The following is a 21,783-nucleotide window of genomic DNA, read 5'->3' as shown; positions in this document are numbered from 1 at the left end:
GCGATGAAAGAAAAAATCGGCATTATCGATGTGGGTGGAGGAATGCGCGATATTTATGGTGCCGGCATCTTTGATTATTGCTTACAGGAAGGGATTACGTTTGATCTGGGGATCGGCGTTTCTGCCGGAAGCGCTAATTTGGCCTCCTTTCTCGCTCAACAGCCAAAACGCAATCTGCGTTTTTATGCGGACTATTCGTTCCGAAAAGAATATATGAGTATTTGGCAATTTCTTCGTCATCGTAATGCGGTGGATTTGGATTATGTCTATGGGACACTGAGCAACAGTAACGGAGAAGATCCGCTGGATTATAAAACGATGAAAAAAAACCCCATGGATCTGATCGTTGTAGCGACCGAAGCGGAGACGGGGCGTCCGCGTTATTTTGACAAAAACGACATCCATCAGGATCATTATGGTGTCTTTAAAGCCTCTTCGGCGCTTCCGTATTTTTGTCGTCCTGTGACGCTCGACGGCACAGCCTATTATGATGGCGCCCTTGCGGATTGTATTCCTCTGAAAAAAGCCTTTGCGGAAGGCTGCGATCGCGTGATTCTGATCCTGACCAAACCCGAAGATACGGTGCGAAAGGCGGATCGGGACCGACGCATTGCCCGCCATATTGAACAGGAATTTCCTAAAGCGGCAGAAGCGTTTAAAGCTCGTGCCGAACAGTACAATAAGGGAGTGGAACGAGCCAAAGCATATCGGCAACAGGGAAAGGTACTGATTTTAGCGCCAAAAGATACGTTCGGGGTGGATACGTTGCGCCGTGATAAGAATGCACTGCTGAAATTATACGAAGCGGGATATCATGACGGCGAGAAAATTTCCGCTTTTCTGCATCTTCGGGAGCAAAAGAAATGAAAAAAATGATTACGTATCAGCGCATGGATCCCGCCGGAAACATTACGGCGTTTGTATTTACCCCGACTCCAGAGTACGAGCGTGTAGTGATCGGGCGAGCCCTGATGGACCAGGTTGATCAAAGTGTGGAACAGGTTGGTTTTATCACCATGAATGACCGGGGAGAACCGCTGCGCCTTGATATGATGGGCGGGGAATTTTGCGGCAATGCTTCCAGGGCGCTCGGCTTATTGCAGGCGATTGCTAAAAACCGAGAAGGAAAAGTAATCGAGAAAGTGCACGTGAGCGGTGTTTCCCATCCGCTTACCGTGCACGTGGATACGAGAAGTTCTTATGCCAAAATTGCGCTGCCGAAGCCGGACGCATTGTTTTCTGTTCTTCTTGAGGGAAGATCGTATACGGCGGTGCAGCTTCCGGGAATTCTTCATGTTCTCGTTCCGGATCGTGAAGAGGACGAAGCCTTTGTGCATCGCGCGCTTTGCTCCCTCGAAGAGCAATATCCTGCGGAGGCCTATGGTCTTCTCTTTTTGCAGGAAAGCAGGAAAAGCATGATTCCCTACGTTTATGTCACCGAAGCGAAAACGCTGTATCGGGAAGGTTCCTGCGGTTCAGGAAGCTATGCTGTAGGGGTAGCCAGAAAAGACGCATGGCATCTGCGTGAAAAACCGGTGCTCTTGCAACAACCGCGCGGCGTAATTGAATTGTCACTGGAGAAGGTTGGCGCAGAGGAAGAAGTGATGATTGGCGGAAAAGTAGGAATGGAAGCGCCAAGAAGAGTAGAGATCGATTTGCCTTTGTGATAACAAAAAAAATATGCTTCGGTTCTTGCATTCCTATTGGAACGTTGCTATAATGTACAAGTCGCTACCGAAATCGATCGACCATCGGTCGAAGGGAGCGTAAAAAATAAGTAGCGGCGATGATTTTCATCGCTATGCCTTGTTAGCTCAGCTGGTAGAGCGCGCGGCTGTTAACCGCGTTGTCGTAGGTTCGAGTCCTACACAAGGCGTTTGTGCCGGGGTGGCGGAATTGGCAGACGCAAGGGACTTAAAATCCCTCGATCCTTACCGATCGTACCGGTTCGATTCCGGTCCTCGGCATTATCCGGAAGCAACTTTCGGCAATACGGCGGAGTAGCTCAGCTGGCTAGAGCACTCGGTTCATACCCGGGGTGTCATGGGTTCAAATCCCTTCTCCGCTACTTTAAGGCCCTATGGTCAAGCGGTTAAGACATCGCCCTCTCACGGCGGTATCCCCGGTTCGAATCCGGGTAGGGTCAGTTACCGGTTAGTGTGGTGAGGCCCGGTAGTTCAGATGGTTAGAATGCCAGCCTGTCACGCTGGAGGTCGTGGGTTCGAAGCCCATCCGGGTCGTTTTTAATAGGGGCGAGTACCCAAGTGGCTAAAGGGGACGGACTGTAAATCCGTTAGCTATGCTTTCAGTGGTTCGAATCCGCTCTCGCCCATTTTTATCCGCCTTGATCGTTTTCGGTTGACGGGTAAGCCCGAAATATGGTAATATCTTCGGGTACACAAGTAACGCTTTTTCAAAGCAATGTGCGGCAGTGGCTCAGGGGTAGAGCATCGCCTTGCCAAGGCGAGGGTCGCGAGTTCGAATCTCGTCTGCCGCTTTTCTTGCGGGTGTAGCTCAGTGGTAGAGCTCCAGCCTTCCAAGCTGGCTACGAGGGTTCGATTCCCTTCACCCGCTCTTCGACGATATGTGCCATTAGCTCAGCTGGATAGAGCGTCTGGCTACGGACCAGAAGGCCTGGGGTTCGAATCCTCAATGGCACGTGCGCGCCGCTTGAAGCAATTCAAGCGGCTTTTTTTTGCCCTGTTTGCCCCGGAAAGTTTCTCGAGGCGAGGGAAATAGTGTATACTGAAAGACATCAACGAAAGGAGGGAAGAACATGGATGATCGACTGCTTCAAGTCGAAGAAGGTCTGGAAAATCGTTTTTTATATCAGAATGACCCGGACTCGATGCATATTCTTCTTTCTATGATTGATCATCGCCAAAAATTGGCGAATCTTCAGCCCGGCTATCGTTTGATGAAGCAGATGAACAAGTCGCTGAATCGTTCTTTGCGCTATCGTAAAGATCGCGATTATATCGTTTCGGCGATTAAAAAACTGATCAATGATGACGTCAACCGCTTTGAATTGGCGGTGTTTTTGAAAGGCTATGTTGCAGGAAGTCAGGACGCTTTTTTTGTGGATCGCCTCGAGCGCCTTGCACTTCAGGAATATGAACCGGAACAGCTGGCGACATTGCCGATTCTCTATCACGATTGCAAGCAGGGAAAAGTAATGGGTTTGCAATCTATGGTTTTTCATCATATTAAAACCTCTACAGATGGCAATAAAGAAGTGCGTCGCTATGCCAATCTCTATTGTCGTCGTGTTCTACGCAAAAAGATTTTGCAACTGAACGGTTCTTTAGATACGCAGATTGTTCTTGACTTTGATCACCTCTCCCGTCTTACCGTGGAGGAAAGCGGGTTGGAACTGCGCGAACTCAATATGATTTACGGCAAGATCAATCATTATCTTTACAATACGATTTCCAAGGTCTATCAAACCGCATTCTGGGTCGGCTTAAATGACGCCGTTCTGGAAAGGTATGCGCGATGAGAATTGTAGGAATCGATCCCGGCTTGGCCCGAATGGGCTATGGCATTATTGATTTTGATGGAAATTTTCTTCGTCCGGTGACCTATGGCTGTATAGAAACTCCGGCGCATATGCCGCTTCCGGCAAGATTACGACAATTGGATGAGCAATTGGATCAGCTGCTCAAGGACGCCGCGCCGGATGAGGCAGCCTTTGAGGAGCTTTTTTTCTATCAAAATAAGACGACCGGTATTACCGTCGCACAGGCGCGCGGTGTAGAGGTTAATGCCGTTGAGCGTCTGCACATTCCACTTTATGAATATACGCCGGGCCAGATCAAACAAGCAATGACCGGCTATGGTCGAGCCAATAAAACACAGATTCAGAATGCGGTAAAAATGCTCCTTCGTTTGGATCGCATTCCCAAGCCGGACGATGCGGCGGACGGCCTGGCTGTAGCGATTACGCATGCTTTTGGGCAGCGATTCAAAGAACAGCAACGAATGAGGTAGCCATGTACGCTTATATTATCGGCCAAGTGACCGCCATGGAAGCCGAAAAACTGATTTTGGAAAACAACGGTATCGGCTATGAATTAGCGACCTCTACGAAGGCGATGTCGCGCTTTCAGGTCGGTGAAGAAGTAAAGGTATATACACGCTACATCGTACGGGATGACGGCGTTTTTCTCTATGGCTTTTATGATGAACAGGAACGGGAAATGTTCGATCGATTGACCAAAGTGTCCGCCGTCGGCCCGAAGGTAGCGATTTCCATTTTGTCCGCGGTCGGCGTGGAAGGGATTGTCCACGCCGTGCAACATCAGGAACTTTCTGTTCTGACCAAAGCACCCGGTGTCGGCAAAAAAACGGCCGGTCGCATATTGTTGGAACTGGTGGATCAGATTAAGAGTTTTTCAGCGGCGGAGAATCCCCTTCCTCTGCAGGACAGCGAGGATCTTGCGGAGTTTGACGTTGCGCTTCAAGGGCTCATCAACCTCGGCTATCAGCGTAACGAAGCCATGCGTGCGCTTAACGGATTGGATACCTCGCTTCCGCTTTCCGCGCTCATGCGCATGGCACTGCAGAGGCTCGGCTAAGAAAGGAAGATGAAAGGGGAACGCTTTGGAGCAGGATCGCATTATTGACATTCAGGCCAATTCCGACGATACATTTACCGAAGGCAATCTTCGTCCGCGTTGGTTGAGTGACTATATTGGGCAGGAAAAGACAAAAGAAAAATTGAAGATTTTCATGGATGCCGCAAAAACGCGTGGTGAAGCGCTGGATCATGTGCTGCTTTCCGGACCGCCGGGCTTGGGCAAAACGACATTGGCGGGCATAATCGCCAATGAAATGGGATCGCGATTAAAGATTACCTCCGGGCCGGCCATCGAACGACAAGGGGATTTGGCGAGCATTTTAACCAATTTACATCGCGGTGACGTCCTTTTCATTGATGAAATTCATCGAATCAATCGCAATATCGAAGAAGTGCTGTATTCTTCTATGGAAGACTTCGCGCTGGATATCATGGTAGGCAAGGGAACGACTGCACAGAGCCTTCGTCTTGAACTGGAGCCCTTTACGCTTATCGGTGCAACGACAAGAAGCGGTATGCTTTCGTCGCCTCTTCGTGATCGTTTCGGCGTATTGATTACTTTTGAGCCGTATCAGCCGGAGGAGTTGGCGCGTGTTGTCACTCGTTCAGCCGGTATTCTCGACATAGCCATTGACGCGGATTCCGGCATGGAGATCGGCCGTCGTTCTCGCGGAACGCCTCGCGTAGCCAATCGTCTGCTTCGGCGCGTGCGCGATTTTGCTGAGGTTTGCGGTGAGGGAAAGATTACACCGCAGATAACACAGGAAGCCCTCCGTCTTTTAGAAGTCGATGAGTTAGGCTTGGATCGTGATGACCGTCGATTCTTAACGGTTATTGCAGATTTGTTTTCCGGCGGACCGGTTGGCCTTGATACGGTTGCCGCCTCTATGGGGGAAGAAAGTCGCACGATTGAAGATGTCATTGAACCGTTCTTAATGCAGATCGGCTTTTTGGCACGCACGCCGCGCGGACGTATTCTCACTCCAAGCGCATACCGTTATATGGGAAAAGCGCTTCCTCCGCGCGATACGATTGAATAGCACCTGTTCGGTTCGCAAAATCTATCGGAAAGCGTGAATATGAATTGTTGCGCAAGATAGCGATGACAGAGAAAGAAAAGGAGAAACGATGAAAACATCGGATTTTCGCTATACCCTTGATCGGAAGCTGATAGCACAGCATCCGACGAAAAAAAGAGAGGACTGCCGGTTAATGGTCCTGGATCGGAACACGGGGGAGATGACGCATGATCATTTCTCCTTTCTTCTTGATTATCTGGAGCCGGGAGACGCCCTCATCATGAACGATACCAAGGTAATTCCGGCACGACTCTTCGGCCATCGCGAAGGCAAAGAGGAGCGTGTTGAAGTCCTGCTTCTGCGTCGAGAGAAAGGTGATGTCTGGGAATGTCTGGTAAAGCCGGGAAAGAAAATGCGCGAAGGAGCAGTCCTTTTTTTTGCCGCAGGAAATGAAGAGATTATGACAGGCACAGTTGAAGCGATCAAAGATGAGGGACAGCGCCTGATTCGCTTTTCCTATGATGGTGTCTGGGAAGAAGTGTTGGATCGTGTAGGTACAATGCCCACACCGCCATATATTACGGAAAAACTGAAAAATAAAGACGATTATCAAACGGTTTATGCCAAAGTGGACGGTTCTGCCGCCGCACCGACGGCCGGCCTTCACTTTTCGAAGGAAATGTTGGCGGATTTGGAAAAGCACGGTATTCGCTTGGGGTATTTAACGTTGCACGTCGGGTTGGGAACATTCCGTCCGGTCTCGGAAGAGAACATTGAAGATCATCCCATGCATTCCGAGTTTTATGTTCTGCCGCAGGAAACGGTAGACCTCATTGTGCAAACGAAGAAAGAGGGACATCGTGTGATCTCTGTCGGCACGACCTCAACGCGCACGCTGGAAAGCGTCGCACAAAAATATGGCACGCTGCAGGGCGATACCGGCTGGACGGATATCTTCATCTATCCCGGTTATACCTATCGCGTGATCGACGGCATCATCACGAATTTTCATCTTCCCGAATCAACGCTTATTATGATGATTTCGGCTTTGGTTGGAAGGGAACGCATTTTGCATGCTTATGAAGTGGCGAATGCTTTGCGCTATCGCTTCTTCAGCTTTGGTGATGCGATGCTGATTTTACCGCGTTACGATCATCAGCCGGCGAATGCGTTTCGCGGCGTCGCGGTACACCACGATGCGTTTTGTGCGGAAACGGAACATGACGGACCGGATATGCAAGATGAAATTTTCAAGGAGCTTCCATGCGTGCAGTAACCTATGAATTGGTTCATCAATCGAAGGACTGTGGCGCACGTGCCGGTATTTTGCACACGCCGCACGGCGATATTTTAACGCCGGTCTTTATGCCGGTGGGAACACAAGCCACCGTAAAGGCAATGACAACGCCGGAATTAAAAGCGATCGGTGCACAGATTCTCTTGTCCAACACCTATCATCTGTTTCTTCGTCCCGGCGCGGAGGTCGTAAAAAAAGCGGGCGGCCTGCACCGTTTTATGAATTGGGACGGTGTAATGTTGACGGATTCCGGCGGTTATCAGGTGTTCAGCTTTGCCGATCGTAAGTCCATCACGGAGGAAGGCGTTACGTTTCAGTCGCATTTGGACGGTTCGGCGAAATTCATTTCGCCGGAAGTTTCGATCGGTGTACAGGAAGCACTGGGCGCGGACATCATGATGGCTTTTGATGAATGTGTACCGTATGAAGCGGACGAAGCGTATACCGAGGCATCCATGCACCGAACATTGCGTTGGCTGGATCGCTGTATCGCGAAGAAAAGTCGGACGGATCAAGCTCTTTTCGGCATTGTTCAAGGTGGCTTCAGTGAGCGCCTGCGCAAAGAATCCGCTATCGAGACCACATCCAGAGATTTGGACGGCTATGCCGTCGGTGGAATCAGCGTTGGTGAGCCACATGAAGAATTTCTTCGTATATTGCGTTTAACCACACCGTATCTACCGGCGGATAAGCCTCGCTACAACATGGGCATCGGCACGCCGGATTATCTTTTTGATTCGGTCGAAGCCGGAATTGATATGTGCGACTGTGTTTTACCCACGCGCGTAGCACGAAACGGCCAGGCTCTGGTGCATGATGGCAAGCGAAATATGCGTAATGCACGTTATAAAGAGGACTTTTCGCCGCTGGATGGGGATTGCGACTGTCCAACGTGCACCAACTACACGCGCGCATATCTGCGTCATCTGGTGACAGCGGGAGAGATCTTGGGATCGCGCTTGCTCAGCTTGCATAATCTGTATTTTCTTTTGCATATGATGCAGGAAATGCGCGAAGCCATTCTCTGTGATGCTTTTCTGGATTTTAAAGTGTCTTTTTTACAGCGCTATTTAAGTTGCTAAGGCGTATTTTTGAATTAGGTGCGCACTATGGCTCTTTTGATCTGTGGTACAATATAACGGATGTCATGAATACTATGCGGCGTTGCCGCAAACAAAAAGGAGTGAAAAATGCCCAATAATTGGTATGCTTTTGCTATGTTGGCGGTAATGTTCGGTGCGATGTATTTTCTGATGATTCGTCCGCAAAAAAAACGCCAGGAAGAGATGGCGAAGGTGCGTGACAACCTGAAGATTGGCGATACGGTTGTCACCATTGGCGGAATCCGCGGAAATGTGGTCGCGCTTTCTGAGGACGCTTTTGAAATTGAAACCGGCCGTGATCATCACCGCATGGAGTTTTTGCGCAATGCACTTTCCTATGTTGTACAGCCGGTAGATGGCTACGAAAAACAAGATGATACGATGAAATGGGAAGGCGAAGAAAGCACAGATGCAGAAGTGCCGCAAGAAGCAGAAAGCGAAGAACACATCGAACAAGAGTAATTTTGCGAGCCGATAAGGAGTTTTCATGCGCTGGTTCCTGAAAAATAATCGAGCCGCCTATGAAGAACTGGGAAAGAGGACGGCGTTGCCGCCGCTCACTCGTTTATTGTTGGCCAATCGCGGCATTGACTCGCAAGAAGCGGAGACGTTTCTGCATCCGCGGGAGGATGCATTTCATGATCCTTTTCTCTTTTCGGAAATGGAGATTGCGGTCTCCTATATTATGGAAAGCCTCGCTTCCGACACCCCTATACGAATCATCGGCGATTATGATCAGGACGGCGTTGCTGCAACCGCGATTTTAGTCAAAGGGCTTCGCTTTCTTGCTGAGCAGGAAGGAAAGGATCCATTAACTGCGGTAAGCTACGCTATTCCGGATCGTATTGAGGATGGCTACGGTATCAATCCCTCCCTGGTTGAGCAGGCCGATGAAGAAGGAATCGGTCTTATTATCACCGTGGATAACGGCGTTGCTGCATTTGCCGGGCTGGAAGAAGCCTATAGACGACAAATTCCCGTCATTGTAACGGATCATCATGAACCGACCATGGTGGACGGAGAAGCAAAACGACCGCTCTGTGAGGCGCTCATTAACCCGAAATTTCCGGGAGAGACCTATCCGTTCGATGCACTTTGCGGTGCGGGTATCGCCTTCAAGCTGATGCAGGCTTTAATGCGCTATGCAAATATCGCGTTGCCTATTCTGGATGAACTGCTTTGTTTTGCTACGCTCGGAACCATCTGTGACATGATGGATCTCCAAGGAGAAAATCGGGTGATCGTGACGCTGGGGCTGAAGGCGCTCAATGCGACAACGAATCCTGGCCTTCGTGCACTTTTGGCGGCGAACGCCTGGAATCGACCGATCACCACGTATACAGTGGGGTTCGTTATCGGACCCTGCATCAATTCTTCTGGACGATTGCTTACTGCGCGGCTCGGTGTGGAACTGCTTTTGGAAAATGATCCGCAGACGGTCACGGCTTATGCACGCGAACTATATTCCCTGAATGAAGAACGAAAGGCCATGACACGCGAAGGGGTCGAGGAGGCGCTTTCAACGTTGGAAAATCGCCCTCTGCCGAAGGTGATTGTAGAAGTCTTACCCAATGTACATGAAAGTTTATGCGGACTTATTGCCGGCCGCGTAAAGGATCGGTTCTATCGGCCGACACTCATTTTTGCGCCGGGACAGGCCGGGGAGCATCTGTTGAAGGGCTCGGGAAGAAGCGTAGAGGCCTATGATATGTTTTCTTCTCTTAATCGTCATCGTGAGCAATATGTCGCTTTTGGCGGGCATCGTATGGCCTGTGGTATTACAATCGAAGAAGAAAAGTTAGATACCTTGCGCACCATATGGAACAGGGAAGTATCGCTTTCAGCTTCTGATTTGGAGCCGTCCATAGAAGCGGATGGGAAGCTCTCGTTTTCCGGATTACACGCGGAGACGATGGAACAGATTACGGCTCTGGAACCATTCGGAAAAGGCAATTCCACTCCCGTTTTTGCTGCAATGGGCGTCAATGTTCTTGGTTTCCGATTAGTAGGAAAAAAGCAAAATGTACTGCAGGCTCGTCTGGAATCACAAGGGGTGGTTATGCAGGCGGTGGCATTTTCCGGGGATGTGCTCTTAGAGACGCTCAAAAACACGTGTCCGGAAAAGAATAAAAATGATCTTTTTGCGGCGCTGCGCGGTCAGCCGTCAGGCTTACGTGTAGATATTCTCTATCGTCCCGAATGGAATGAATACAACGGACGAAAATCGATCCAACTAAAATTAGCCGATATGCGCATCAGTGCGCTATAATAATATAATTCGATCGTTTCGACAGACGAATTTCCTATGGCAAGGGGGATGGCATGACGATTGACCAATTGATCAATGCGGTAAAAGCCTATCATCCATCTACGGATGAAGCGCTGATTCGTCGTGCCTATGATTTAGCGGCTTCGGCGCATGAAGGCCAGAAGCGCAACTCCGGTGAACCGTATATTATTCATCCTCTACACGTGGCAATGATTTTGGCTGAGTTGCAAATGGATGATCAGACCATTTGTGCGGGCCTTCTTCATGATGTTTTAGAGGATACGTCCGTCACCGAAGCCGATATGACGCAGGAATTCGGTGCAGAAATCACCAATCTTGTCGACGGCGTAACCAAACTTAAACAACTGCAATCCAAATCTAAAGTCGAAAATCAGGTGGAGAATTACCGTAAGATGGTTATGGCGATGGCGAACGACATTCGCGTGATCATCGTCAAGTTGGCGGATCGCCTGCATAATTTGCGCACGCTGGACTATAAAGATCGAGCGAAGCAGATCGAAAAATCTACGGAAACCATTGAAATCTATGTGCCGATTGCCCATCGTCTCGGTATTTCCACGATTAAATCCGAATTGGAAGATCTGTGCTTAAAATATCTCGATCCGGATGCGTATTTTGAAATTTCCGCGCTCGTGCATAAGCGATTGGAAGAGAGACAGGAATACATTCGCCATATCATGGATCAGCTCAGCGATGAGCTCAATGCCATCGGTATTCATTTTGAAATTTCCGGCCGTCCGAAAACGCTCTATTCCATTTATAAAAAAATGTATCAACAGAATAAGACCTTTGACCAGATTTTTGATGTGTCCGCCATCCGGGTCATCGTGGATACGGTAAAGGACTGCTATTCCGTTTTGGGCATAGTGCATACCTTATGGAAGCCGATTCCGAAGCGATTCAAAGATTACATTGCCATGCCGAAACAGAACATGTATCAATCGTTACATACGACGCTGATCGGTCCGGGCGGCGAAACTTTTGAAGTGCAGATTCGTACATTTGAAATGCACCAAACGGCGGAATACGGTATTGCCGCACATTGGCAATACAAGGAAGGACGTCGCAAGAAGACGGCTTTTGATAAGAAGTTGACCTGGGTGCGTCAATTGATGGAATGGCAGAAAACAGCCACCGATTCTACGGAGTATATGGAAACACTGAAAGGCGATTTCTTTTCGGATGAAGTGTATGTCTTTTCTCCGCGCGGGGATGTGGTGGAACTTACACGCGGATCGACTCCCGTAGATTTTGCCTATCGCATTCACTCCGATATCGGAAATCATTGCGTGGGCGCCAAAGTGGACGGAAGATTGGTTCCGTTGGATCATGTTTTGGAGAATGGCAATATTGTCGAAGTCCTTACGTCAAAAAATACTGCCGGCCCTTCAAGAGATTGGCTTAAATTTGTTGCAAATCCATCGACAAAACAAAAAATTCGTCAGTTTTTCAAGCATGCTAATCGTGAAGACAACATTGCCATTGGGCGCGATATGCTCATTCAGGATCTTAAGAAAGATGGCTATCATGCAAATGAACTGATGACCGATGCCCTCATGGGTATGATAATTGCCCGCACGAGCTATTCTTCTCCGGACGATCTTTATGCCGCTATCGGCTTTGGCTCTCAATCTTTAGCAAGTATCACAGGACGCCTGAAGAATGCCTATGAAGAGCAGAAGAGCAGGGAAGAAGAGGAAAAACGCCTTAATGAAATGCAGCAGGCTTCGGAACAGACTGCGCCGCCAAAAGTGGAGCTTCACGGCTCCAAAATGACCGATGAAGCGGTTCGCATTCGCGGAGAAGGCGTTTCTAACCTGCAAATCAAGCTGGCGCAGTGCTGTTCGCCGGTTCCGGGAGATGACATTATCGGCTATATCACCATGGGGCGGGGAATTTCCGTGCATCGTTGTGACTGTGCCAACATTGTCAACACAAAACAACCGGAACGCCTGATTCAGGTGGAATGGGCAAAGACCGAAAAGGCAAAATTCTATTCAACGTTGCGCATTTTGGCGCGCAATAAAACGGGGTACATGGCCAATATCGTCGAATTGCTCAATAAGATGGATATCAATATGTCCGGCTTACAGGTGCATACGGATAACGACAATATGTCGCACATTCTCATGACCATGGAGATTGATGATGCCGACGAAGTATATGAAGTCATGCGAAAAATACGCGCTGTGCCCAACACAATCAGCGTTTTCCGCATGAACGGTTAGGAGAAAGAATGCAAATTCGTACTGCTTTAGGTGCTTATTTCGGTGAAAACAGCTATCTTGTGAGCGACGAAGTCAAAAAACTGGCCATCCTGATTGATCCGGGCGCCAGGATCGCCTCATTTGATCGCTATCTTAAAGACGAAAAGCTCACGTTGACGGATATTTTATTGACCCATGCTCACGTGGACCACATTGCCGGAGCCGGTTATTATCACCGGGAATATGATGCGCCGATTTGGTTGCATAAAAATGAAAAAGATGTTTTGACCAATACGCTTCGTCAGTATGCCGATCTTTTAGGTGATCAGGCAAAGGATATTACACCGGGCCGTTGGTTCGTAGAAGGAGACGACATTTCCTCGCTTTCGTTATCGGCTATTGAAACGCCGGGACACACGCAGGGAAGTGTGGTCTTTCAGTTAGGCGAGGCATTGTTTACCGGCGATACGCTTTTTTGCGGTTCCATCGGACGAATGGATTTATTTACCGGGGATGAAGGGCAAATGTGTGCATCGCTGAAAAAACTGTTTTCTATATCCGAAAATCGGGTGATTTATCCCGGTCACGGGGAAACCACGACAATGGAAAACGAGAGGCGTTGGAATCCCTATGTCCGCGCTGTGCTGGAACAGGAATAAAAGGAGAAAGTATGGAATCGCTTAACGGATTGACGCGCTCGCATGATTGCGGCGTGCTACGTAAAGAAGACATTGGAAAAACCGTCGTGCTGATGGGCTGGGCGCAAAAAGTACGCGATCTGGGCGCATTAGCCTTTATCGACCTGAGGGATCGTACGGGCATTGTACAGTTGACTTTTAACCGTGAAGAGGATGAAGCGCTGTACGATAAAGCTAAGACCGTTCACCAGGAATATGTTCTGGCGGCAGTCGGCCATGTGGTCGAACGTTCCGCGAAGAATCCGGATCTTTCCACCGGTGATATTGAAGTGATTTGCGATACTTTGCGCATATTGGATGTGGCGAAAACACCGCCCATCTATATTCGTGACGATGATGACGTCAAAGAAGAAATGCGCTTAAAATACCGTTATCTTGATTTACGAAAACCAAGAATGCAGGAAATGCTGACCAAACGTGCCGAAATTACACGCGCGTTTCGTGAATTTTTGTATCATGAAGGCTTTATTGAAGTGGAGACACCGTATTTGGGAAAACCCACCCCGGAAGGTGCACGCGATTATCTGGTCCCTTCACGCGTTTCCGAAGGCAAGTTTTATGCTCTTCCACAGAGTCCCCAGCTTTATAAACAGCTGCTCATGATCGGAGGAACCGATCGGTATTATCAGGTAGCGCGGTGCTTCCGTGATGAAGATCTTCGCGCTAATCGCCAGCCCGATTTTACGCAGGTAGATATTGAAATGTCGTTTGTGACGATGGAAGATGTCCTGGAAATCAATGAGCGTTTAATGGCGTCCGTTTTTCATGATATTCTAGGTCTGGATTTGCCTCGCCCGTTCCGTCGCATTCGCTATGAAGAAGCCATGAATCGTTTCGGAACGGATAAACCCGATCTTCGTTACGGCTTTGAAATTGTAAAGCTGAACGGAATCGAGGAAACTACCGATTTCGGTCTTTTCCAACAGGCTAAAGTCGATGGCTCACTTATTGCCGGGATCAATTTTGACGGACAGGCGGAGAACTATACCCGGAAAAAATTGGATGCTCTTGCGACATTTGCTAAAGGCATCGGCGCAAATGGTATGCTGTGGGTAAAGAAAACGACAGAAGGCATTCAGTCCAGTTTCAATAAATTTTTGACGGAAGAAACGAAGCATTTCCTGGAGGAGCGTCTGGCGCTTAATGAGGGGGATGTCGCTGTTCTTCTGATCGGGCCGGAAATGAAGACACTGGAACGCCTGGGAACGCTTCGTACAACGGTGGCAAACGAACAGCTGACCTTTGCTCCGGATGATTTTGCGCTTTGCTGGGTCGTTGATTTTCCGATGTTTGAATATGATGAAGATGAACAACGCTATGTCGCGATGCATCATCCGTTCACCAAGCCTTTGGAAGAAGATCTTCCGCTTTTAGATACCGATCCGCTTCGTGTTCGTGCGCAGGCGTATGATATCGTTATTAACGGAGATGAGCGAGGCGGCGGATCCATCCGTATTAACAATGCCGAATTGCAGGATAAGATCTTTCGACTGCTGAAACTGAGCGAAGAAGAGATTGCATCACGTTTCGGCTTCTTTGTGGATGCGTTAAAGTACGGCACACCGCCGCATGGCGGCATTGCCTATGGGCTTGATCGATTTATTATGATGATGATTAACCGCAGCAATATTCGTGACGTTATTGCTTTCCCGAAGACGCAGACCGCGCAGGATCTCATGATGGATGCACCCACCGTCATTTCCGAAAAACAATATCAAGAGCTCCATATTGCACCGAATAAGGAATAAGAGATACGCGTAAGAAATGTGTCATCAATCGGAATTTTAACCGGAGCTGTTGGAAAGGAGGCAGGTATGAAAAACAAAGCATTGGTGACGAAATGCGAAGGAAACCTATGTGAGATTATGGTTATGCGCGCAGAAGCGTGCGGTTCCTGTCAAGCCTGCAACGCTTGTCATGCCAAGCCCAGCAGTTATCGCATTGAAAATACGTTAGGTGTTGCCGAGGGCGAATGGGTGATGGTCGAAATGGAAAACAAACAGTTTTTCCGTCGCGTCGGGTTGCTCTACGTATTGCCGCTTGTGTTTTTTCTCGGCGGTCTTCTTTTGAGCCTTTTTATCCAGCAACGGATGGGCAAAGGGAATGAAGTGTTGAGTGTGCTTGCCGGTTTCTTGGGACTGGTTCTCTATTCGTTCATCATTCGACCAGTGGATAAAAAAGAAGGCAACATTCCGGCAGTGCATATGCTGTATCGCACGAGCGTTTTGGAACAAACGGACGATTGTTGTACGAAAAAACAATCGGGAATGGAGGCGTAATGCGACCTATTGTATCGATTGTCGGACGTCCGAATGTCGGAAAATCCACTCTTTTTAATAAGCTCGTCGGTCAGCGTGCCGCCATAACGGAAGATACCCCCGGCGTTACGCGTGATCGCCTTTATCGTGAAGTAGAATGGCAGAATCGTTATTTTTTGCTCATGGATACCGGCGGATTGGAAGTGAATTCCGACGATGTGATGGCAACGCAGATTGCTTTTCAGGTGGAACTGGCCTTGGCGGACAGTCAGTTGGTGCTTTTTTTGGTGGATGGCCGTACCGGTATCACCGCCATGGATCAAATGGTGGCGGAAAAAATACGTCGCAGCGGTAAGCCCTGTATGGTGGTTGTCAACAAAATTGACACGCACGATACGCCTCATGAGGTGTATGAATTTTATGAACTGGGTTTTCCTGAACTCTTTGTGATTTCCGCGGAGCAGCAATACGGGCTCGGCGATTTACTGGATGCGATTTTTGCCCATTTGCCGAAAGGTGTAGAGACGGAAGAGGAAGATGATTCGCTGAAGATCGCCCTTATCGGCAAACCGAATGTCGGCAAAAGCTCCATGGTCAATTCGCTTTTAGGCGAAGACCGTATGATTGTCACGGATATTCCCGGAACGACGCGCGACGCCATTGACTCCTATTATGAGCGCAACGGTAGAAGTTATACTCTGATTGATACCGCAGGTCTTCGTCGACAGCGATCGGTGGATACCCGCATTGAAAAATATTCCGTTCTGCGTACGTTATCCTCCGTAGATCGTGCAGATCTCTGTCTCTTTTTGATTGATGCAAAAGAAGGCCCGTCGGAGCAGGATGCAAAGATTGCCGGTTATGCGCATGATCAGCGCAAGGCCTCTATTATTGTGTTAAACAAATGGGATCTCGTTGAAAAAGAAACCAACACCTTGCGCAATATGGAAGAACGCATTCGCCAAGTGCTGACGTTCAATCATTACGCACCGATTCTTTCTGTTTCCGTTAAAACGGGCCAACGTATGGATCGCTTGTTTTCTCTGATCGAAGCGGTCGATGAACATTACAGTTTTCGCATTTCCACGGGACTTCTGAATAATTTAGTTCGTGATGCGGTTGTAATGAATCCACCGCCGACGGACAAAGGCAATCGGTTAAAAATTTTCTATGCTTCACAGGTTTCTACGCGTCCGCCCAAGTTTTTGTTTTACGTGAATGACGCGGAGCTGATGCATTTTTCGTATCTCCGCTATCTGGAAAATCAGTTGCGCAAAAATTTTGATTTTACCGGTGTGGCGCTGCAGCTTGAAGTGCGGGAAAGAAAGGAGTAACCATGCACCTGCTTGCGGTTCTTCTTTTCAGTTATTTCCTTGGTGGACTGCCGACAGGTCTGTTGCTCGGAAAAACCCTTGCGCACACCGATATTCGTCAGAGCGGAAGCGGCAACATCGGTTCGACCAATGTGCTTCGTACGCTTGGTGTAAAGATCGGCCTTCTGACGTTTGCCGGTGATTTCGGAAAAGGCGCGTTGTCCATTTGGTTTGCTCGTCTTCTCGTTCCTTATGATCCGCTGGCTACAGCGCTTGCTTTGTTTTTCTCCGTCTTTGGGCACTGCTACTCACCATTTCTGCATTTTTACGGTGGAAAAGGCGTTGCGACGATTTGTGGTGCGATGATGGTGGTCGATACACCATTAACCCTTTTTTGGCTTGCTATATTCTTTGTTATTGTGATCGGAACGCGCTTTGTTTCGCTGGGGTCGCTTCTTGCAGTGAGCGGTTCAACAATTTACACGCTGTTCTTTACTGCGCACCCACCGGTGATCCGCGTGGCTTTGCTTTTTTGTGCCTTGGTTTGCGTTTATCGTCACAAGGATAATATTCAACGTCTTATTCAGGGCAAGGAAGCACGCATAGGAGGCGACCATGCCGATTGAAGTGAAGAAAAAAGTAAAACGTCGTTTTTCCATTTGGAAATTGCTGATCTTTGTGCTGCTGATAATCCTCTTGGCTTTTTTCTTTCGGAGGGTTATTCATCCAAAGACCATTACCCTTGTGCAGTCGGAACGCGTGGAGCAATCTCGAGAGGGGAGAGGTGCTTTCATTTTTCATGAATATGCGCCGGATGTTTTTCAGCACCTGGATTGGCCAAAGGACGCGTTACATGGTGTTAACACGGAGATTCGCTATCGTGTAGATACGCCGCTCATTAAATTGGATGAATCCGTTCGTCGACGTCTGGAATCTGCGGCTACGCGGCTTGCCGGAACGGCGGAGGAAGAGTATCTGAAAAATATGCTTCAACAAGATGCCGTATTGACGCCATTTTCCGGAATAGTCTATCCGTTTTCGGACGGATATGAATCGCTTTTTACGCCGGAATCGCTTAATTTGCTTTCTCCCGGCGATCTTGGTTCAGAGAATGCTTCGCATCAGGAGTTCTCGGGCCTTAAATTTATCGATAATCGTCTGTTTTATCTGGCCTTGGATTTACCGCAGTCAGTTCTCCCTCTGGATGTCCGTTTGAATGAAGAATATACGCTGAAAACGGATAAGAATGTCATTCTTCATGGAAAATTGGTGCGTCGCAGTGACGATGAGCTCGGTCGTAGCTTGTTGATTTTTTCGCTTCGCGACGGAGTTTTGCGCATTCGCGGGGAACGCTTTGCCCAAATTCGTTTAGTGCTGTCCGAAGCCGAATGCTATCGCATTCCCGGAACCGCCATTGTTCGTGAAGGTGCTGAAACGTTCTGCTATGTTTTGGACAAAAATCATGTTGCAAAAAAGATACCGGTTCACCTCATGGGTGCGGAGAAAAAAAACGATGAATTTTTTGTTGCTGGAGGGGATGATAACGATGACGAGGCGGCTCTTCGTCGATTTGATCGTGTTATCCTTCGTCCACAGAACGTAAAGGAGGGAGGACTGTACCGATGGGATTAAAAGAAAATTGGGAAGATATTCGCGAACGGATGGATGCTGCAGCAGCTCGTTTCGGTCATCGTCCGGACGAAATTACGCTCATCGCCGTGACAAAAACCGTCGAAGAAGAACGGATTCACGAAGCCGTTTCACTCGGCTTGTTGGATTTGGGCGAAAATCGCGTGCAGGAAATGTTGCGCAAGCAAGCGGCTTTTGCAGGCAGTCGTTTACACATGATCGGCCAGTTGCAGAGAAATAAAGTGCGTCAACTTCCAACAAATGTCGTCCTGGTCCAAAGTGTTGATCGTCTGTCGCTTCTTCAGGAGATGGAACGCATCGGCATTCGTGATGATCGCCATTTTGATGCATTGATTGAGGTCAATATCGGAGAAGAAGCACAAAAAGGAGGATGTCCGGTTGAGGAGGTTTTACCCTTATTCGATGCAGCAGAAGAGATGCGTCGTGTTCGCCTTCGGGGATTGATGACGGTCGCACCGGCAGCATCGGATCCCGAGGATGTCCGACCGATGTTCAAAAAGATGCGCACTTTGTTCGAAAAGTGCCGTTCCATCGGTTATAATAGAAACCAGCCGGACATTTTGTCCATGGGAATGTCGCATGATTTTGAAGTGGCATTAGAAGAAGGGGCGACGATGGTTCGCATCGGAACCTCTTTATTCGGAAAACGAAGCTGATGAGGAGGATAGAATGGGTTTTTTTGAAAAGATGAAAAACATGATCGGCATTGAAGATCAGTATGAGGACGAAGACTACAACGACGAATACGATTATGCCGATCGCGGCTCCTATGATAATTCCTATGATGCCCACCCGGAACAGGAAAAAGCGTCGAATTATTCTTCCGATTATGCCTCTGCAGGATATGAAGAGTCTTCTTCTTCCGCTTCCCGTTTGGGCAAAGTCATCGATATGGCTTCCGGTTCCGCTCGTATGCGCATCAGCATTCAGGAACCGCTGGAGTATGATGACGGACCGAAGGTATTGGACAACATCGCTCAGGCACGTACGGTTGTCTTAAATCTTGAGATGTTGGAGGTCGATAAGAAACGTCAGATTTTCGACTTTGTCAGTGGCGGCGTATATGCCTTGAATGGCGATATTCAAAAAGTGACCAAGGACATTTACGTTATCGTTCCGAAGGGCGTGGATGTCGATGCCGCGGTTAAACAGTCGGTGACCGACCAGTCGATGTATCAGCTGTAAGAACTACACTCCCTCGGCGTTCCGGGGGAGTTTTTATTTGGATGGGAGAATTATGGTAACGGGAATTGTCATTGCCTTGATGTGGATCGTCGCGGATCAATTTTCCAAGGCGTGGGCGTCTTCGGTATTAGCAGGTCAGGGTTCGATCCATGTACTCGGTCAGTGGTTGCGTTTTACGTATGTGCAAAATGAAGGCGCAGCATTCGGCATTCTGGCCGGACAAAAATGGTTCTTCGTCGTGTTGAGTGTTGCCGCCGTAGGTTTTCTTTTCGTTATGCTTTCACGTCACCATCGTGTACATCCGCTTTATCGGATCGCTATGGGGCTCATTATCGGCGGGGCGGTGGGAAATCTCATCGACCGCGTGCGCTTTGGATCTGTTGTGGATTTTATTCAAGTGGATTTTATTGATGCGCTTCATTTTCCCGTTTTTAATGTTGCGGATATCGGGGTAACCGTAGGAATTTTTACGCTTGCTCTGCTGTTGCTGCTCTTACCGGAAAAGGTATGGAGGAACGCGTCATGAGCGTACATATCGGAAATGATTGGGATGAACTTTTAGCCGATGAATGGCAAAAGCCCTATTATCAAACGCTTCGTCGTCTTTTGCTTAACGAATATCAAAACTACACGGTTTATCCGCCGGCAGAAGATATTTTTTCCGCCCTTCGATATGTGTCCTTTGAACACTGTCGTGTGGTGATTTTGGGCCAGGATCCTTATCATGAGCCGCGCCAGGCGAACGGTCTGGCTTTTTCGGTACATAGGGGTGTACCGATACCGCCGTCATTACGTAATATCTATCAGGAATTGGAGAGCGACTTAGGAATTCCTCCAGCAAGTCACGGCGATTTAACGGCTTGGGCAAAACGCGGTGTTCTGTTGCTTAACGCCACCCTCACCGTACGTGCGCATCAGGCGAATTCGCATGAAGCCATCGGTTGGCGTGTGTTGACCGACCGGATCATCTCCTTGTTGGGTAAACGTGAAAATCCTCTCGCCTTTGTTCTCTGGGGACGTTATGCACAATCCAAGCGACCATTTATTACGAATCCGAAGGATCTTGTGATTGCTTCTCCTCATCCTTCTCCACTTTCCGCACATCGCGGCTTTTTTGGTTCTCGCCCCTTTTCGCGTATCAACTGTTTCTATACCGAACGTGGGGAAGAACCCATTGATTGGCGATTGCCGACAATTCCGGAGGAACAGCGTGACTTATGATTTGCACTTTCTGATTGAAGATGAAGACGATGTTAACGGCATTCGTCTGGATTCTGCTCTACATTCGCTTTGGGACGGCGCTTCGCGCACACAGATCGCCAAGGCTATTGCCGCCGGCTGTGTTCTTTTGAATGAAAAACGTGCAAAACCGCGTACCATTGTGTACACCGGCGATACGATACGACTGGATCCGACGTTTTTCTCGGTTCCTCCCATATTGCCGGAGGACATTGCCCTTCCGGTGCTCTATGAAGATGAAGAATTCTGGATTATCAATAAGCCGGCGGGCTTAATTACGCATCCCACTGCCGGTGTACGAACGAATACCGTCGTGAATGCCTTGCTTGCCTCCGGACGTCCCTATTCCACTCTTTTGGGGGAGGAACGGCCCGGCATTGTGCATCGTCTTGATGCACAAACGTCCGGTACGCTGCTTTTAGCTAAGACCGATCGTGCGGCTCTGGCTTTGCATGATCTGTTTCGTGAACACGCTGTTCGTAAGCATTATCTTGCGATTGTGGAAGAACGCTGGGAAACGGTCGGAAAGTCTGTGGATGAACCCATCGGTCGTCACCCGGTGAAACCGCAAAAACAGGCGGTTTTACCCAATGGACGCGAAGCATATAGCTTTTTTGTTACGCGTGAAGCATGTGATGAGGCAAGCCTGATGGATGTCTGGATCACAACGGGAAGAACGCATCAAATTCGTGTCCACGCAGCCTATTGTAAGCATCCGGTTGTAGGAGATACGATCTACGGATTTCGTCGCCAGCGTCATCGCTTTTCGCATCATCTTTTGCATGCTTGGAAATTGTCTTTTCTTCATCCTTTTTCGCATCAAAGGATATCCGTTACCGCATCCTTTGATGATGAATTTCAACGCGCTTTTGCTCTTTACGGCTTTGCGGAACCTTCGCAAGACGAAATTGAAACGGAAGATACGAAGTAAGGAACACGAAGAGA

Annotated in this window: 22 protein-coding genes and 9 tRNA genes; all 31 read left to right on the top strand. The window is 48.6% G+C overall.

Annotation, left to right across the window (positions count from 1 at the left end; genetic code table 11):
* Positions 1 to 3: 3 nt before the first annotated feature.
* Positions 4 to 867, top strand: a complete 864-nt coding sequence (locus tag BN3910_RS02645; RefSeq protein ID WP_066924052.1) for a patatin-like phospholipase family protein — start codon at positions 4 to 6, stop codon at positions 865 to 867.
* A complete protein-coding gene (locus BN3910_RS02640; protein WP_066924050.1) occupies positions 864 to 1,667 on the top strand; it encodes a hypothetical protein in 804 nt (267 codons plus the stop codon). The genes BN3910_RS02645 and BN3910_RS02640 overlap by 4 nt, the downstream gene beginning before the upstream one ends.
* A gap of 136 nt (positions 1,668 to 1,803) precedes the next feature.
* A tRNA-Asn gene (locus BN3910_RS02635) sits at positions 1,804 to 1,876 on the top strand.
* Between the two features lie 5 nt (positions 1,877 to 1,881).
* Positions 1,882 to 1,967: transfer RNA gene (locus BN3910_RS02630), tRNA-Leu, on the top strand.
* Between the two features lie 27 nt (positions 1,968 to 1,994).
* Positions 1,995 to 2,068: transfer RNA gene (locus tag BN3910_RS02625), tRNA-Met, on the top strand.
* 6 nt (positions 2,069 to 2,074) lie between these two features.
* Positions 2,075 to 2,146, top strand: a tRNA-Glu gene (locus BN3910_RS02620).
* Positions 2,147 to 2,166: 20 nt separating this feature from the next.
* Positions 2,167 to 2,240: transfer RNA gene (locus BN3910_RS02615), tRNA-Asp, on the top strand.
* Between the two features lie 10 nt (positions 2,241 to 2,250).
* Positions 2,251 to 2,332: transfer RNA gene (locus BN3910_RS02610), tRNA-Tyr, on the top strand.
* Between the two features lie 93 nt (positions 2,333 to 2,425).
* Positions 2,426 to 2,497 (top strand) — tRNA-Gly (locus BN3910_RS02605).
* 6 nt (positions 2,498 to 2,503) lie between these two features.
* Positions 2,504 to 2,574 (top strand) — tRNA-Gly (locus BN3910_RS02600).
* 12 nt (positions 2,575 to 2,586) lie between these two features.
* Positions 2,587 to 2,660: transfer RNA gene (locus BN3910_RS02595), tRNA-Arg, on the top strand.
* 116 nt (positions 2,661 to 2,776) lie between these two features.
* Complete coding sequence (locus BN3910_RS02590) at positions 2,777 to 3,499, top strand: hypothetical protein (protein WP_066924048.1); 723 nt, start codon at positions 2,777 to 2,779, stop codon at positions 3,497 to 3,499.
* Positions 3,496 to 3,990: a crossover junction endodeoxyribonuclease RuvC gene (gene ruvC / locus BN3910_RS02585; RefSeq protein WP_066924046.1), complete on the top strand. Its 495-nt coding sequence runs from the start codon at positions 3,496 to 3,498 to the stop codon at positions 3,988 to 3,990. The genes BN3910_RS02590 and ruvC overlap by 4 nt, the downstream gene beginning before the upstream one ends.
* Positions 3,991 to 3,992: 2 nt before the next feature.
* A complete protein-coding gene (gene ruvA / locus BN3910_RS02580; protein ID WP_066924044.1) occupies positions 3,993 to 4,577 on the top strand; it encodes a Holliday junction branch migration protein RuvA in 585 nt (194 codons plus the stop codon).
* A gap of 25 nt (positions 4,578 to 4,602) precedes the next feature.
* On the top strand, positions 4,603 to 5,619 hold the full coding sequence (gene ruvB, locus BN3910_RS02575) for a Holliday junction branch migration DNA helicase RuvB (protein ID WP_066924042.1): 1,017 nt from the start codon (positions 4,603 to 4,605) through the stop codon (positions 5,617 to 5,619).
* Positions 5,620 to 5,707: 88 nt separating this feature from the next.
* Entirely contained in the window at positions 5,708 to 6,874 is a 1,167-nt protein-coding gene (queA, locus tag BN3910_RS02570) for a tRNA preQ1(34) S-adenosylmethionine ribosyltransferase-isomerase QueA (protein WP_075967976.1), read from the top strand.
* Entirely contained in the window at positions 6,862 to 7,977 is a 1,116-nt protein-coding gene (gene tgt, locus BN3910_RS02565) for a tRNA guanosine(34) transglycosylase Tgt (protein WP_066924040.1), read from the top strand. Before queA ends, tgt begins: the two co-directional genes overlap by 13 nt.
* Positions 7,978 to 8,085: 108 nt before the next feature.
* A complete protein-coding gene (gene yajC / locus BN3910_RS07485; RefSeq protein ID WP_075967975.1) occupies positions 8,086 to 8,460 on the top strand; it encodes a preprotein translocase subunit YajC in 375 nt (124 codons plus the stop codon).
* Between the two features lie 25 nt (positions 8,461 to 8,485).
* Complete coding sequence (gene recJ / locus BN3910_RS02555; protein WP_066924039.1) at positions 8,486 to 10,267, top strand: single-stranded-DNA-specific exonuclease RecJ; 1,782 nt, start codon at positions 8,486 to 8,488, stop codon at positions 10,265 to 10,267.
* Positions 10,268 to 10,320: 53 nt separating this feature from the next.
* On the top strand, positions 10,321 to 12,516 hold the full coding sequence (locus BN3910_RS02550) for a RelA/SpoT family protein (protein WP_066924037.1): 2,196 nt from the start codon (positions 10,321 to 10,323) through the stop codon (positions 12,514 to 12,516).
* An 8-nt stretch (positions 12,517 to 12,524) separates the two neighbouring features.
* Entirely contained in the window at positions 12,525 to 13,154 is a 630-nt protein-coding gene (locus BN3910_RS02545; protein WP_066924035.1) for an MBL fold metallo-hydrolase, read from the top strand.
* 11 nt (positions 13,155 to 13,165) lie between these two features.
* Entirely contained in the window at positions 13,166 to 14,941 is a 1,776-nt protein-coding gene (gene aspS, locus BN3910_RS02540; RefSeq protein ID WP_066924033.1) for an aspartate--tRNA ligase, read from the top strand.
* A 66-nt stretch (positions 14,942 to 15,007) separates the two neighbouring features.
* Positions 15,008 to 15,472, top strand: coding sequence for a SoxR reducing system RseC family protein (locus BN3910_RS02535; RefSeq protein WP_066924031.1), 465 nt, complete (start codon positions 15,008 to 15,010; stop codon positions 15,470 to 15,472).
* Entirely contained in the window at positions 15,472 to 16,785 is a 1,314-nt protein-coding gene (gene der, locus BN3910_RS02530; RefSeq protein ID WP_066924029.1) for a ribosome biogenesis GTPase Der, read from the top strand. Before BN3910_RS02535 ends, der begins: the two co-directional genes overlap by 1 nt.
* A 2-nt stretch (positions 16,786 to 16,787) precedes the next feature.
* The gene (gene plsY / locus BN3910_RS02525) at positions 16,788 to 17,390 is read left to right on the top strand and encodes a glycerol-3-phosphate 1-O-acyltransferase PlsY (protein ID WP_066924027.1); all 603 of its coding nucleotides are present in this window, start codon (positions 16,788 to 16,790) and stop codon (positions 17,388 to 17,390) included.
* Positions 17,380 to 18,396, top strand: coding sequence for an HlyD family efflux transporter periplasmic adaptor subunit (locus tag BN3910_RS02520; RefSeq protein WP_066924025.1), 1,017 nt, complete (start codon positions 17,380 to 17,382; stop codon positions 18,394 to 18,396). Before plsY ends, BN3910_RS02520 begins: the two co-directional genes overlap by 11 nt.
* A complete protein-coding gene (locus tag BN3910_RS02515; RefSeq protein WP_066924023.1) occupies positions 18,387 to 19,070 on the top strand; it encodes a YggS family pyridoxal phosphate-dependent enzyme in 684 nt (227 codons plus the stop codon). Before BN3910_RS02520 ends, BN3910_RS02515 begins: the two co-directional genes overlap by 10 nt.
* A gap of 13 nt (positions 19,071 to 19,083) precedes the next feature.
* Positions 19,084 to 19,599, top strand: coding sequence for a cell division protein SepF (locus BN3910_RS02510; protein ID WP_066924021.1), 516 nt, complete (start codon positions 19,084 to 19,086; stop codon positions 19,597 to 19,599).
* 52 nt (positions 19,600 to 19,651) lie between these two features.
* A complete protein-coding gene (gene lspA / locus BN3910_RS02505; protein ID WP_066924019.1) occupies positions 19,652 to 20,125 on the top strand; it encodes a signal peptidase II in 474 nt (157 codons plus the stop codon).
* The gene (locus BN3910_RS02500) at positions 20,122 to 20,820 is read left to right on the top strand and encodes a uracil-DNA glycosylase (protein WP_066924017.1); all 699 of its coding nucleotides are present in this window, start codon (positions 20,122 to 20,124) and stop codon (positions 20,818 to 20,820) included. The genes lspA and BN3910_RS02500 overlap by 4 nt, the downstream gene beginning before the upstream one ends.
* Positions 20,810 to 21,769 carry an RluA family pseudouridine synthase gene (locus BN3910_RS02495; protein WP_066924015.1) on the top strand — a complete coding sequence of 320 codons (960 nt, stop codon included), beginning with the start codon at positions 20,810 to 20,812 and terminating at the stop codon, positions 21,767 to 21,769. The genes BN3910_RS02500 and BN3910_RS02495 overlap by 11 nt, the downstream gene beginning before the upstream one ends.
* The last annotated feature ends 14 nt before the right edge of the window (positions 21,770 to 21,783 follow it).

It is taken from the genome of Murdochiella massiliensis (assembly GCF_900059565.1).
Taxonomy (GTDB): Bacteria; Bacillota; Clostridia; order Tissierellales; family Peptoniphilaceae; genus Murdochiella; species Murdochiella massiliensis.
Note: the sequence above shows the minus strand (reverse complement) of the source record. Positions and strands in the feature narration are given on the sequence as shown.